General features: G+C 73.0%; 12 protein-coding genes and 1 tRNA gene. 2 read left to right on the top strand and 11 right to left on the bottom strand.

Annotated elements, in window-relative coordinates; translation table 11 throughout:
• Nucleotides 1-269: 269 nt before the first annotated feature.
• The 9 genes from QQS41_RS06085 to QQS41_RS06045 form a co-directional block, all read right to left on the bottom strand.
• On the bottom strand, nucleotides 270-1,253 hold the full coding sequence (locus tag QQS41_RS06085) for a hypothetical protein (protein WP_448851750.1): 984 nt from the start codon (nucleotides 1,251-1,253) through the stop codon (nucleotides 270-272).
• A 217-nt stretch (nucleotides 1,254-1,470) separates the two neighbouring features.
• Nucleotides 1,471-1,722 (bottom strand): hypothetical protein, encoded by a 252-nt coding sequence (locus QQS41_RS06080; RefSeq protein WP_448851749.1) that lies wholly within the window; start codon nucleotides 1,720-1,722, stop codon nucleotides 1,471-1,473.
• 81 nt (nucleotides 1,723-1,803) lie between these two features.
• The gene (locus tag QQS41_RS06075) at nucleotides 1,804-2,058 is read right to left on the bottom strand and encodes a hypothetical protein (RefSeq protein ID WP_448851748.1); all 255 of its coding nucleotides are present in this window, start codon (nucleotides 2,056-2,058) and stop codon (nucleotides 1,804-1,806) included.
• 440 nt (nucleotides 2,059-2,498) lie between these two features.
• On the bottom strand, nucleotides 2,499-2,864 hold the full coding sequence (locus tag QQS41_RS06070; protein ID WP_448851994.1) for a monovalent cation/H(+) antiporter subunit G: 366 nt from the start codon (nucleotides 2,862-2,864) through the stop codon (nucleotides 2,499-2,501).
• Nucleotides 2,865-2,878: 14 nt separating this feature from the next.
• Nucleotides 2,879-3,154, bottom strand: a complete 276-nt coding sequence (locus QQS41_RS06065; protein WP_448851747.1) for an MnhF protein — start codon at nucleotides 3,152-3,154, stop codon at nucleotides 2,879-2,881.
• Nucleotides 3,151-3,675 carry a Na+/H+ antiporter subunit E gene (locus QQS41_RS06060; protein WP_448851746.1) on the bottom strand — a complete coding sequence of 175 codons (525 nt, stop codon included), beginning with the start codon at nucleotides 3,673-3,675 and terminating at the stop codon, nucleotides 3,151-3,153. Before QQS41_RS06060 ends, QQS41_RS06065 begins: the two co-directional genes overlap by 4 nt.
• Nucleotides 3,672-5,210, bottom strand: coding sequence for a monovalent cation/H+ antiporter subunit D family protein (locus tag QQS41_RS06055; RefSeq protein WP_448851745.1), 1,539 nt, complete (start codon nucleotides 5,208-5,210; stop codon nucleotides 3,672-3,674). Before QQS41_RS06055 ends, QQS41_RS06060 begins: the two co-directional genes overlap by 4 nt.
• Nucleotides 5,207-5,647: a sodium:proton antiporter gene (locus QQS41_RS06050; RefSeq protein WP_448851744.1), complete on the bottom strand. Its 441-nt coding sequence runs from the start codon at nucleotides 5,645-5,647 to the stop codon at nucleotides 5,207-5,209. Before QQS41_RS06050 ends, QQS41_RS06055 begins: the two co-directional genes overlap by 4 nt.
• Nucleotides 5,644-8,685 (bottom strand): DUF4040 family protein, encoded by a 3,042-nt coding sequence (locus tag QQS41_RS06045; RefSeq protein ID WP_448851743.1) that lies wholly within the window; start codon nucleotides 8,683-8,685, stop codon nucleotides 5,644-5,646. Before QQS41_RS06045 ends, QQS41_RS06050 begins: the two co-directional genes overlap by 4 nt.
• Nucleotides 8,686-8,954: 269 nt before the next feature.
• Here QQS41_RS06045 and QQS41_RS06040 point away from each other — a divergent pair, with 269 nt between their 5' ends.
• Nucleotides 8,955-10,820: a hypothetical protein gene (locus QQS41_RS06040; protein WP_448851742.1), complete on the top strand. Its 1,866-nt coding sequence runs from the start codon at nucleotides 8,955-8,957 to the stop codon at nucleotides 10,818-10,820.
• A gap of 147 nt (nucleotides 10,821-10,967) precedes the next feature.
• Here QQS41_RS06040 and QQS41_RS06035 read toward each other — a convergent pair.
• Both QQS41_RS06035 and QQS41_RS06030 read right to left on the bottom strand, forming a co-directional pair.
• Nucleotides 10,968-11,044 (bottom strand) — tRNA-Pro (locus QQS41_RS06035).
• A 91-nt stretch (nucleotides 11,045-11,135) separates the two neighbouring features.
• Complete coding sequence (locus QQS41_RS06030; RefSeq protein ID WP_448851993.1) at nucleotides 11,136-12,008, bottom strand: metallophosphoesterase; 873 nt, start codon at nucleotides 12,006-12,008, stop codon at nucleotides 11,136-11,138.
• A gap of 168 nt (nucleotides 12,009-12,176) precedes the next feature.
• On the opposite strand from QQS41_RS06030, the gene QQS41_RS06025 reads away from it, so the two are divergent.
• The gene (locus tag QQS41_RS06025; RefSeq protein WP_448851741.1) at nucleotides 12,177-12,638 is read left to right on the top strand and encodes a GatB/YqeY domain-containing protein; all 462 of its coding nucleotides are present in this window, start codon (nucleotides 12,177-12,179) and stop codon (nucleotides 12,636-12,638) included.
• The last annotated feature ends 115 nt before the right edge of the window (nucleotides 12,639-12,753 follow it).

The following is a 12,753-nucleotide window of genomic DNA, read 5'->3' as shown; positions in this document are numbered from 1 at the left end:
GGAACAGAGGTGATGTCCCCCGGGTCCCCGCCTGGCGGGCGGCCCTCCCCTCGGTAGGCGCTGCGCAGGGGTGAGGACGCTGCGCCTGATTGAAGGGTATGCCGGGGCGGCCGGCCGGTGCCGCCCGCGGTCGGGCCGGTGAACGGCGCGTGAACGGGCGTGGCCGGAGCCGGGGCGGGCCGGGGGGCGTGCGGGTGCCGGGATCGGCGACGCCGCCGTGCCCGGAGGCGACGGCGGCGTGCGCGGTGGGCCGTGCGGCCCGGGGGCGGTTAGGCCCAGAGGGTGTCGATGCCCTCCTGGTTGGCCATCCACGCGTCGGCGGAGCGCAGCTGCGGGTTGAAGATGCGCTCGACGGCCTCCTTGAGCTTGGAGTCGGAGACGTCGTCGCGGCCGGCGCCGTTGGAGTCGGCCTCCTCGGCCGTCTCCTCGACCTGGTCGCGGCCCGGCTTGTCCTCGTTCTCGGCCTTCTCCTCGGTCTGATCCTGGCCCGCGGAGTTCTCGTCGGCGGCCTCGGCCTTCTCCTCGGACTGGTCCAGGCCCGGCTCGTCCTTGGCCTCGGCCTCCTCGGCGGACTGGTCCTTGCCCGCGGAGTTCTCGTCGGCGGCCTCCGCCGTCTCCTCGGACTGGTCGCGGCCGGTGGTGTCCTCGTTCTCGGCCTTCTCCTCGGACTGGTCCTTGCCGGCGTCGTCGCCGGAGTCGCCCTCGTCGTCGGCGGCCTCGGCCTTCTCATCGGACTGGTCGACGCCCGCGTCGTCGGCGCCGTCCTTGCCGGCGTCGTCGCCGGACTCGCCCTCGTCGTCCTTGCCCGCATCGTCGCCGGCGCCCTCGCCAGCGCCGTCACCGGCATCGTCGCCGGCGCCCTCGCCGGCACCGTCGCCGGCGCCGTCACCGGCACCGTCACCGGCACCGTCACCGGCATCGTCGCCAGCGCCCTCGCCGGCGCCGTCACCGGCACCGTCGCCAGCGCCCTCGCCAGCGCCGTCGCCGGCGCCGTCACCGGCACCGTCACCGGCACCCTCACCGGCGCCGTCGCCCGCGCCCTCGCCGGCATTGTCGCCGTCACCCGGCAGATCGGCGTCGACCACGTCGGAGACCTCGGCGTGCGGCTGCGGGAAGCCGATGTCGCCGACCTCGACGAAGTTCACGTCGCCCTCGATGACCTCGACGGCGGAGTACGGGAAGTTGATGTTGATGGTGATGCCGTCCAGCTCGGTGCCGGACGCGACGTCGATGAACGCCTGGGTCTCGTCCACGATGTGTCCCCTCGGGAAGTCGGAAATGCTGTGTGCAGTGTAAACGGGTGGGGGCGTCGTCCGGGACTCCGGCGACCGCCGCCCGCCTGCGGCGGGTGGCGATGGCCCGGGGCCCCGCTACGCGGCGACGCCCCTCCCGCCCCCGGCAGGGGACGGGGGAGGGGCGCCGGGTGAGCCGTGACGGCTCGAGGATTCGGTCTAGTGCCGATTCCGGTTATCAGGCCGGGGTGGCGTCGACGCCGGAAACGGAGACGTCGATCACGTCGGAGACGTCGGTGGACTCGTCCCACTGGACGTCGGCGATGTCGGAGACGTCCAGGATGTCGGAGGAGCCGAAGTTCACGTCGCCGATGTCGACGAAGTCGACGTTGCCGCCGATCTCCTCGACCGCACCCCACGGCAGGGCGACGTCGAGCTGCGGGGCGTCCCACTCGCCGAAGGCGGCGATGATCTCGGGCAGGTTCTCCATGGTGGTGTTCCTTTCAGGCCAGGAGGGAAAGAGGGAGGAAGGGAACGGCGCCCGCGCGGTGGCGGGCGCGCGACTCGGCCCTTAGGTGCCGATGCCGGAGACCTCGACGTCGGCGATGTCGGAGACGTCGGTGGACTCGTCCCACTGGACGTCGGCGATGTCGGAGACGTCCAGGATGTCGGAGGAGCCGAAGTTCACGTCGCCGATGTCGACGAAGTCGACGTTGCCGCCGATCTCCTCGACCGCACCCCACGGCAGGGCGACGTCGAGCTGCGGGGCGTTCCACTCGCCGAACGCGGCGATGATCTCGGGGAGGTTGCAGGCGGTGCAATCCATGCTGAAGGTCCTTCCAGATGATGATGGGCCGGGAACCTCCTGATAGGCGATCCCCGTGTTCGCATCGCATATTAAGGATCGCCTTGGATTAGGGCAATGGAGGGATGTTTTTGCAGGTCAAAACCTCCGTTCACTTATTTAATGTTTTGTTGCGAGGATATGAATAAGCCCAGGTGGTGACGAGTCGTATCCCGGCCTATCGCCGTTTGCCCCGGTTTTTCGCGCCACCCCCGGAAGGGGGGTACTCGATCTCCATTGCGTAACAAATCGACGAAGGCCCGGCTGCGTTAAAAGTGAATGCGCGTCAGTGCATCTGACGTGCCGCAACGCGCCGAACCCCTTTTGCGCCCCGGGATGTGACGCGGCGCCCTCCCCCGGAACACGACGAGGCCCCCGCCGGCGACGCCGGCGGGGGCCATGCGCTGGGCATGCGCCGGGGACTACGAGCCGTCGCCGTCCCCGTCGTCACGCGAATCCACGAACGGGAGACGATCCCGCGAGGACCCGTCGCGCACGCCGAGCACGGCACGCGCCAGCACCTCGGAGGCCACCGTCGCGACCACCAGCACCGCTGCGATCGCCACGACCGCCGTCAGCACCTTCGACCACGTCAGCAGCCCCTGATCGAACTCCAGGATCAGGTTCGCGCCCACCAGCAGCGGAATGCCCACCGTGATGCCCGCCGACAGCTGATTCAGCCGCGACAGCGCATCCGGGCTGCGCCACATCGCGACGACCGCGCCCAGCAGATACGTCGAACCCAGGACCACCGAGACGCCGAACAGGACCGTCAGCACGATTCCCATGAAGTCCACGCCGATCACCTCCTGCCCTTCGACAGCACGCGCGACAGGCCCACCGTCGACAGGATGCCCAGCAGACCCGCCAGCATCGCGATGTCGAAGCGGATCGCCGTCTCGCGCAGCAGGGCCGTCGTCAGGAAGACGCCGACCATCGGATAGAACGCCGCGTCGGCCAGCACCGCACGGCTCACGTTCTCCTTCACCTTGAACACGATCACCGCGCCCAGCACGAACGCCAGGCCGCAGATCACGATCCCGATGCCGGAGATCACCTGCACCGCCGTCTCGTTCACGGCCGCACCTCCTCGTCGCCGGAGACGATCGGGGTCACGGCGTCACGCCACAACCCCGGCTCCTCCGCCTCCAGCCTCGTGCCGATGTACGCCCTCGGATCCGGCTGGACCTCCGGGTCGTACTCGTCGAACAGGAACCCGCCCGGGCGGGGGATGTCCCGCACCCGCGGCGCCAGCTTCTCCTCCATCTCCTGGAACGACTCCACCAGGGCGGCCGGATCGCCGCCGAAGATGCAGTGGACGACGAAGAACCGCGGCGGCTCCCCGTCCACGGCCGGCACCAGATCCGCGTCCGACGGATCGGCCTCGCGGACGCCGCACACCAGCGTGCCCGGCGTCATGGTGATGGAGGCGCCGAACGCCGTCACCTCCGTCGTCGAACTCACCCGCAGCGGCAGGCCCACCAGCACCGGGTGCTGATCCTGCCGGATGCGGAAGTTGTCGACGATGACCTCCGTCGCCGCCACGATCACCTGGCCGACGAGCCACAGGCCGTAGCGCAGCACATGGAGCACCTTCATCGGGCACCTCCCCCGTCAACGCCCGCCGGGACGACGTCCTCCCACGGCCCCAGGGCCGCGGCCTGGTAGCCGCCCACGTCGAGCAGGGCATCGGCGGCGGCGCCGGTCCACGCCGCCACGACGCCCGCGAACACGAACATCAGCACGCTGACGACGGCCAGCGCCGCCGACGGCGCGACCTTCGCCGCGGAGACCCGGCGGCCCTCCGGCACGCCCGCCATCGGCGGACCCCAGAAGACGCCGCCCCACAGGCGGATCATCGACAGCAGCGCGCCGATCGACGCGACGATGATCGCCGCGATGACGACCCACGACCGGGCGTCGCCGGCCTCCGCCGCCGTGAACACGATGGCGACCTTGCCGAACACGCCGGAGAACGGCGGGAAGCCGACGATGGACAGCGACATCGCCGCCATCACCCACGCGACCAGCTTGTCGCGCGACGCCAGGCCCGACAGGCGGGCCAGCGAATCCGTGCCGTACGTCTCCTCCACCGCGCCGGTGGCCATGATGAGCGACGCCACGGTCACCATGTGGTGCACCGCGTAGAACGCGCCGGCCGCCAGGGCCGTCGCCGGGTCGCCGTCCGTGAACGCCAGCACCACCAGGATGAACGGCATGCCGTTGACCATCTGGTACGCCAGGATCTCGCGCATCGTGCGCTCGCCCAGGCCGGCGAAGCCGCCGACCAGCATGGACACGACCATCACCGCGATGATGCCCCAGCTCCACGACGGGTTCATGCCCGTGATGACCACGTAGATGCGGAACAGCATGTACACCGCGACCTTCGTGTGCACCGCGGAGAAGATGCCCATCACCGCCGAGGACGTGCCCGGGTAGGTGCGCGGCAGCCACGTGTGCACCGGCACCAGGCCCGCCTTCACGCTCAGCGCGATGACGACGATGCCCAGCGCCACGGCGCCCGCGCCGCCCTCCGACGCCATGCCGCCCAGCAGCGCGATGTTCACGCTGCCCGCCGCGCCGTACAGGAGGCCGACGCCGACCAGCAGCACCGTCGAGGTCAGGATGTTCACCAGGATGAACGAGCGGCCCGCCGCCAGGCGGCGCCACGTGCCCGACACGGCCGTCAGGCCGTACGACGGCAGGAGCATGACCTCCATGAACACGAAGAAGTTGAACAGATCCGCCGTCAGGAAGGCGCCCGCGGCGCCCGACAGCATCATCAGCGTCAGGGCGGAGAAGAACCGCGAGTCGTTCTCGCCGACCGCCTCCGCGTACCACGACGCCACCAGCACCACCGACGCCGCGACGCCCAGCATGAGCATCGACATCGGGTCGGCGACGAACGGGATGGACACGCCGCCCGGGAAGTCGCCCACGTTGTGGCCGACCGCCCCGTTCGCCATCGTCCAGCCCAGCAGCGCGAACGCGCAGCCGGCGACGCCGGCGGGCACGACGACGGACAGGGCGACGCGCGCCCGGTGCCACGGCAGCATCGCCGCGACGGCCGCCAGCATCAGCGGCACGGCCACGAACAGCGGCAGTGCCGCCGAAATCGTCTCCGGGCTCATCGGGCGCCACCTCCCCTCGTGTCCGTGACGCCGTCCGGCGTCGGGGCGTTCTCGATGTCATCCGAGTCGCCCTCGTACCCGTCCCACGCCCGGCGCCCGGCCGTGGTCATCAGGGAGTTCGCGTCGGCGTCCTCCCTGACGCGGGTCTCGTCGTCACGCCCCAGACCCGCCAGGGCGAGCATGAGCGCGGTGACCGCCATCGTGATCACGATGGCCGTCAGCACGAACGCCTGCGGAAGGGCGTCCGCCGCCTCCGCCGCGTCCGAGTACTGCATCAGCGGCTCGGCGCGCCACGCGCCGACGCCCGTCGACAGCAGGATCAGGTTCGCCGCGTGCGAGATGAGCGTCATGCCGATGATGATGCGGACCATGCCGCGCTGCATCACCAGGTAGGCGCCGCCCGCGACCAGCACTCCCGCGAGAATCGCGATGATCACGCCCGCACCTCCTTCCGTCCGGAATCGTCGGGGCCGCCGGCGTCCGTGCCGTGCGCCCCGGGGCCGTGGTCGCCGTGCGCGCCGCCCGCGCCACCGGAGTCCCGGTGCGCCAGCGCCGCGCGGGCCTCGCGCTGCGGCGGCGGAACGTGCAGGCCCGTGCGGTGCACGATCCCGTCCGCCAGCTGCTCCCGCTCCTTCGGGGAGCCCGGCCGCGACGGGCCGCCCAGGTGGTTGAGGGACGCGGCGATGATGCCCAGCACCGCCAGGTAGACGCCCACGTCGAAGATGAGCGCCGTCGTCAGGTGCTTGTCGCCGACGTAGCCGTACAGCGGCGCGAGGAACGAGCCCTTCGCGTAGCCGACGTAGCCCGTGACGATCGCGATGACGATGCCCAGGCCCGACAGGTAGTACGGCACGTTCTTCGGCAGCACCGGGGCGTCCGTGGGCCGGGCCAGGTAGACGAGCATGAGGATCGAGGCGCCGATGAGGGCGGAGTTGAAGCCGCCGCCCGGCTCGTTGCCGCCGCGCCACAGCACGAGGAACGAGATGACGCACAGGATCGGGATCATCCACTTGTTCAGGCCCGTCATCGGATCCGACGCCAGCTGCGGCTGCGGCAGCGGACCCGGCCGGCCCGCCACGTGCGGCCAGCGCGGCACAGAGTTCACGACCGCCGCCATCGCGATGCCCGCCATGCCCAGCACGGCCAGCTCGCCCATGGTGTCGAAGGCGCGGAACTCGACGAGGATGGTGTTCACCACGTTGTTCTCGCTGGTGATCTCCGGGCCCTGCGTCAGGTACCAGTGCGCCAGGTCCGTCTTCCCCCGGCGGCCGGTCAGCATCCACACGGCGCCGAACGTCGCCAGGCCCGCCGCGATCGCGACGGCCGCGGCGCCGATGCGGCGCTTCCTCGTGGTCTCCGGGAAGGAGCGCGGCTGGTGGCGCAGCACCAGCATGATGAGCACGACGGTGAGGATCTCCACCAGGAACTGCGTCATCGCCACGTCCGGCGCGCCCAGCAGGAGCACCTGCATGGTCACGCCCGTGCCGGTGACGCCCAGCAGCACCGCCGCCTGCAGGCGGTTGCGCGCCTGGATCGTCGCCCATGTGCCGACGAGGACGACGGCCAGCGGGATGAGGTCCATGAGGTTGTCGATGCCCTCCACCTTCGGTGCCGCCGGCACGCCGCCGAGACCCGGCGCGAGCGTGACGACGAGGGCGTAGACGGCCAGGACGATGAGGATCGGGGCCATGTGGCGGCTCGGCGAATGCGACTTCGCCGGGGCGCCCAGGACGCGGCCGAACCGATCGGCGCCGGCCTGCACCGCCTCCAGCGCGTCGACGCCGGTGAACGGGGTGAGGTCACGGGCCGTGAACCAGTCGTACAGCGGGCGGCGCACCACGATGAGCACGACGCCGAGCACCAGCACGACCAGCGAGATGATGAACGGCACCGTGAAGCCGTGCCACAGCGTCAGGTGCGTCTCCGCCCAGTCGCCGCCCAGCACGGACTGCGCCACCCGGTCCAGCGGGCCGTCCATGACGCCGGCGGCGAACGCCAGCGGCAGGGACAGCACGCCCGGCAGCGCCGCCGGCAGCCACAGCGGCACCGGCGCCTCGTGCGCGTGCGACAGGTCGTGGGGCTCCACGCCCCAGCGGTCCGTGTCGTGGCGGTCGACGAAGATGCCGAACACCAGGCGCGCGGAGTACGTGAACGTCGCCAGCGCGCCGACGCCGGCGGCCGCGAGCAGCACCACGACGCCCCACGAGGGCAGCGGCGCCTCCTCGAAGGCCGTCAGCATGCCCTCCTTGGACAGGAAGCCCAGCGTCGGCGGCACCGCGGCCATCGACGCCGCGCCCAGCACCATGGAGCCGCAGGTCCACGGCATCTTCTTCGCCAGCCCGCCGAGCTGGCGGATGTCGCGCGAGCCCGACTCGTGGTCGACGACGCCGGCGAGCATGAACAGCGAGGACTTGAACAGCGCGTGGGCCAGCGTGTGCACGACCGCCGCCATGATGGCGAAGTGCGTGCCGACGCCGATCGTCGCGACGATCCAGCCCAGCTGCGACACCGTCGAGTACGCCGTCAGGCGCTTGATGTCGGTCTGCGCGATGGCGAAGAACGCCGTCGACACCGCCGTCGCCATGCCCACGACGATGAGGATGAGCTGCCACGCCGGGACGTCCGCGAACGCCGTCGAGAAGCGCAGCAGCAGGTAGACGCCCGCCTTGACGACGGCCGCCGCGTGCAGGAACGCCGACACCGGCGTGATCGCCGCCATCGCCTCCGGCAGCCACGGGTGGAACGGGATCTGCGCCGCCTTCGAGAACGCCGCGAACGCCGTCAGCGCCGCCGCCGTCGCCGCGACGCCCGGCCGCTCCGCCCACACCGGGTGGACCAGCAGCTCGGACACCCGCGTCGTGCCCGTCGCCCACACGGCCACGCCCAGCGCCGCCAGCAGCAGCAGGCCGCCGGTGAACGTCAGGAACAGCGTGCGCAGCGAGCCGGCCCAGCCGGAGCGGCCCGACCGGGCGATGAGCATGAACGACGCCAGGGAGACCAGCTCCCAGCCGACGAACAGCAGCACCACGTCATCGGCCAGCACCAGCAGCAGCACCGCCAGCATGAACGCGGTCATGAGCACGTAGAAGCTCATGTTCCCGCGCTTCGGCGGCAGGTAGGCGGTGGAGTAGATGAACACCACGGAGCCGATCACCAGCGGGAGCATGGCGAAGACGAACGAGAGGGGGTCGAGGCGCAGGGCGAAGTCCACGCCCTGCCCGCCGGGGAGCAGGGGCCCCGTCCAGTCGACGCTCCACAGCACCCCGCCGGGCGGCGCGCCGCCCGCGGTCGTGGAGCCCGCCCCGTCCGCGCCGCCGGCGCCGAAGACCTCCGGCGCCAGGCGGGCCAGCTGCACGCCGGCCGCGACGAAGAACGCCGTCAGCGGCCAGCCGGCATGCCGGCCCAGCAGCTTGACGAACAGGGGGGTGAGGACGAGACCGCACGCAACCAGAGCGGGGACGCTGAGCAGTGTCACGGCTGGGTCGCTTTCCGTTGTCGCGGTCGGTTGTCGGTCACGCGACCCGCGGCCCGGGTGAGGGCCGTCCGGCGCCGGGGAGCCTCCGACGGGGCCGCGCGACCCGGCCGGGGCCGGTGAGGCGACGGCCCGCCTCGGCGTCGTGCCGGGGGTGGCGGGGCGCGCAAAGCGCCGCCGATCGGGCGCCGACGCTTTCCCCACGACTTTACCAAGGCGCCCCCCGGCGAGGCGCGGCCGGGCACCGGCGCTGACCGGGGTATTTTCCGGGCATGGAACCCCGCACCGGACACCGCCCACGGCCGCTCACCGCGGTCATCGCCCTGCTGGTCCTCCTCCCGCTCCTGGCGGGCGGGATCCTCGCCGGCGCCCGCGTCGCGGGGGAGCCCGGCGGCCCGGCCGTCGCGGACGCGGCGGGCGCGGCGGGTGCGCCGGAGGGCGCCGCCAGGGGTGCCGCGGGCGGCGCGGGCGCCGGGGGAGAGGGCGCGTCGGCCCCGGCGGTGCCGGGCGGCTGGACGGGCACGTCGTCCGCCGCGGGCGTCGACGTCGCCGCGCTGCAGACCGCGCGCGGCCACGTCAACGCCGCGGCGGGGCAGACCGGCTTCCTCACCATGGGCCTGGCGCAGGAGCGCGACGGCATCAACCGGCTGCACGACGGCTCGAAGGAGCTGGCCGACGGCATGATCCTCATCCAGAACGGCACCAGGGAGCTCGGCCGCGGCGCCCAGGCGCTGGCCGACGGCGTCAACGCCACCGTCGGCAACATCAGCGTCGCCGCCGTCGCCGCCGGCCAGGTCGACGGCGCCATCGACCGCACCCGCGAATCCCTGCGAGCGTCGAACGACCCGGCGGCCGCCGGCATCATCGCCGACCTCGACAGCCTGCAGCGCCAGCTCGACACCGTCGACTTCGCCGCGCTGGACGGGAAGCTCAACGAGCTGAAGACCGGCGTCAACGACATGGCCACCCAGCTGAACAGCCCGAACGGCGACTTCCGCAACGGCGTCTGGCAGGCGACCGAGGGCTCCCGGAAGCTCCACGAGGGCCTCGGCGAGCTGCGCGACGGCCACGGCCGCATCGAGGGCATGGCCGCCACCATCGACCGGGAGGTCGCCGCCGCCCGCACCACCGCTCCCGCCCCGACCATGGCGCAGCTGGAGGCCGCCGGCCTCGCCCCGTCCGCCGACGACGCCGGGACGGCCGGCGGCTTCGCGGAGCTCGGCGTCTCCCCGGCCGCGGCGTTCCTCGCCGCCGCCCTGGCCGCCGTCGCCGGCGCCGCCCTCATGCTCCTGCCCGCCGGCATGCGGCTGGGCGTCCGCGCCGCCGCCGTCGCCGCGGGGGCGGGCCGCGTCTCCCGCACGCTGCTGACCGCCGGCGGCGTCGTCGCCGTCGCCGCGGCCGCCCTGCTGGGCCTGCTGCTGGCCGGCGAGACCGGGCCGGGCGCCGCGGCCGGCGCGGACGCGGCCGCGGACGCCGCGGGCGTGCCCGCCGGGGCGATCGCCCTGGCCGGCGGCATCCTCGTCCTCGCCGTCGCCGCGACGGCCGCCGCCACCGCCGCCGCCGTGCGGCTGTTCGGCCGGGCCGTCGGATCCGTCGCCGTGCTGCTGGGCCTGGCCGCGCAGGTCGGCGTCGTCGGCTGGGTCTGGCGCACCGCCCTCGACGGCGGCGAGCCCGTCCCCGCCTGGATGGCCGTCCTGTCCGGCGTCATGCCGCTGCACTACCCGATGACCGCCTTCGCCTCCCTCGGCTCCGGCGGCGGGGCCATGGCCCCCGGCCTGCTGCTCGCCGCCGCCGTGCTCGGCGCCGTCCTGATCCTCGGCCTCCTGCTGGCGTTCGCCGCCGGGGCGGGGGACCGGCGCGAGCTGGCCGCCGTGGCGGCCGGCGGGGCCGGAGCCGGCTACGCGGAGGCGGAGTACGCGCCCGCGGAGCATGCGCCGGCCGAGTACGAGCCGGCCGAATACGACGCCGTGGACGAGACCGAGGCGGCGGACACCGCGGAGTTCGACGCCGTCGAGGCGCGGGCGAATGAGGCGGATACCGCCGACAAGGCCGACGAGGCGGACACCGCCGCCGACGCCGACACGGCCGACGCCCCCGACGCCGGCACCGACCCCGCCCCCGGTCGCACGGACGGCTGACGCCCGCCCCGCCGCACCCGGCCCGGACCCCGGCGCCGGGGCGGCGGGGAGCCGCGGCGGTGACCGTCGCAAAGCACCACCTGCGCACCGCAACCCCGCGCACGACGGAGGACCCGCCGCTCAGATGAGCGGCGGGTCCTCGTGTTCTGGTCGGGGTAGCGGGATTTGAACCCACGGCCTCTTCGTCCCGAACGAAGCGCGCTACCAAGCTGCGCCATACCCCGGTCCGTGCCGAACCCTGTCGGCAACGTCGTACACATTAACCCGGCCCGCCCGATAAAGGCAAAACGCCGGGTCAACGCCCGTTCCGGGGGCCTACGGCAGCACCTCGATCAGCGTCGCCGACGGCGCGCAGAACAACCGCACCGGCGCATACGGCGACGTCCCCAGCCCATTGGACACGTGCAGCCACGTGCCCTCCGTCCACCGCGACAGGCCCTTCACCCGCGACCGGTCGATGCCGCAGTTCGTCACCAGCGCATGCCCGCCCGGCAGGCACACCTGTCCGCCGTGCGTGTGCCCCGACATCACCAGCCGGTAGCCGTCCGCCGCGAACCAGTCCAGCACATGCGGCTCCGGCGAATGCGACAGGCCGATCGCCACGTCCGCGCCGTCCTCCGGCGCGCCCGCGATGCGGTCGTAGTCGTCGAGGTGATGGTGCGGATCGTCGACGCCCGCCATCGCCACGCGCCACCCGCCGGCCGTGAACCCCAGCCGCCGGTGCGTCGCGTCCTGCCACCCGTGCTCGATGAACGCCGCCCGCATTCCCCGCCACGGCAGCTCCACCTCCGACGGCTTCCGCTTCTTCCCGGTCAGGTAGATGAACGGGTTCACCTTCTTCGGCGCGAAGTAGTCGTTCGTGCCGAACACGAACGCCCCCGGGAACCGCAGCAGCGGCTCCAGCGCCTCCAGCACCTGCGGCACCGCCTCGCCGCCCAGGTTGTCGCCCGTGTTCACCACCAGATCCGGCTCCAGATCCGCCAGCGCCCGCACCCACCGGACCTTCTCCGGCTGCGTCGGCGTCATGTGCAGATCCGACACGTGCAGGATCCGCAGCGGCGCCGCGCCCCGCGGGCCCGGCCGCGACGGATCCGACGGCACCGTCACCCGGTGCAGCCGGAAATCCGTCAGCTCCACCTGGTTGGCGTAGTACGCGGTCGCCGCGCCCGCCGCGGCGCCCGCCGCCATCGTCCCGAGCGCCCACCGCGCCGCCGTCGCCAGGGCCCCGCGGGCCCGCCCGTCATCGCCTCGTCGCGCATTCCCGTCCATCACATGGCCACGATACGGCAGCCCGGCCGGGCGGTTCCCCCGCCGCGGCTCCCTCGCCGCGGGCGGCCGCCGCACTACGCTGGCCGCATGAGCGAACTGAAGGACACCATCCTGGCCGACATGAAGACCGCCATGAAGGCCCGCGACAAGGACACCCTCGCCGCGCTGCGCCAGCTCAAGGCCGCCATCCAGGCGGAGGAGGCCACCGGCGCCAAGCACGAGCTGACCGACGACGACATCCTCCGCGTCATCGAGCGCGAGGTGAAGAAGCGCCGCGAGTCCGCGGAGACCTACCGCGACGCCGGCCGTCCCGAGCTGGCGGAGAAGGAGGAGGGCGAGGCCGAGGTCTTCGCCCGGTACCAGCCCGCGCAGCTCGACGACGCCGAGCTCGGCGCCCTCGTCGACGGCGTCGTCGCCGACGTCTGCGGCGACGACGCCCCGTCCATGAAGCACATGGGCCAGGTCATGAAGGCCGCCAAGGAGAAGGCCGGCGCCGCCGTCGACGGCCGCCGCCTGTCCGACGCCGTCAAGGCGAAGCTGCAGGGGTAGCGCGCGGGCGCGTGCGCGGTGCGTGACGACGGGGCCCTCGCCTCGTCGCGGCGCCGCCGGCCGCGCCGCTGCGGGCCCCGTCGCCGGGGCCGCGGCGGGACCCCGTTACGGCGAA

Source organism: Corynebacterium sp. 335C, assembly GCF_053525695.1.
The sequence above is the reverse complement of the archived record's forward strand: the minus strand, read 5'-3'. Positions and strand labels throughout refer to the sequence as shown.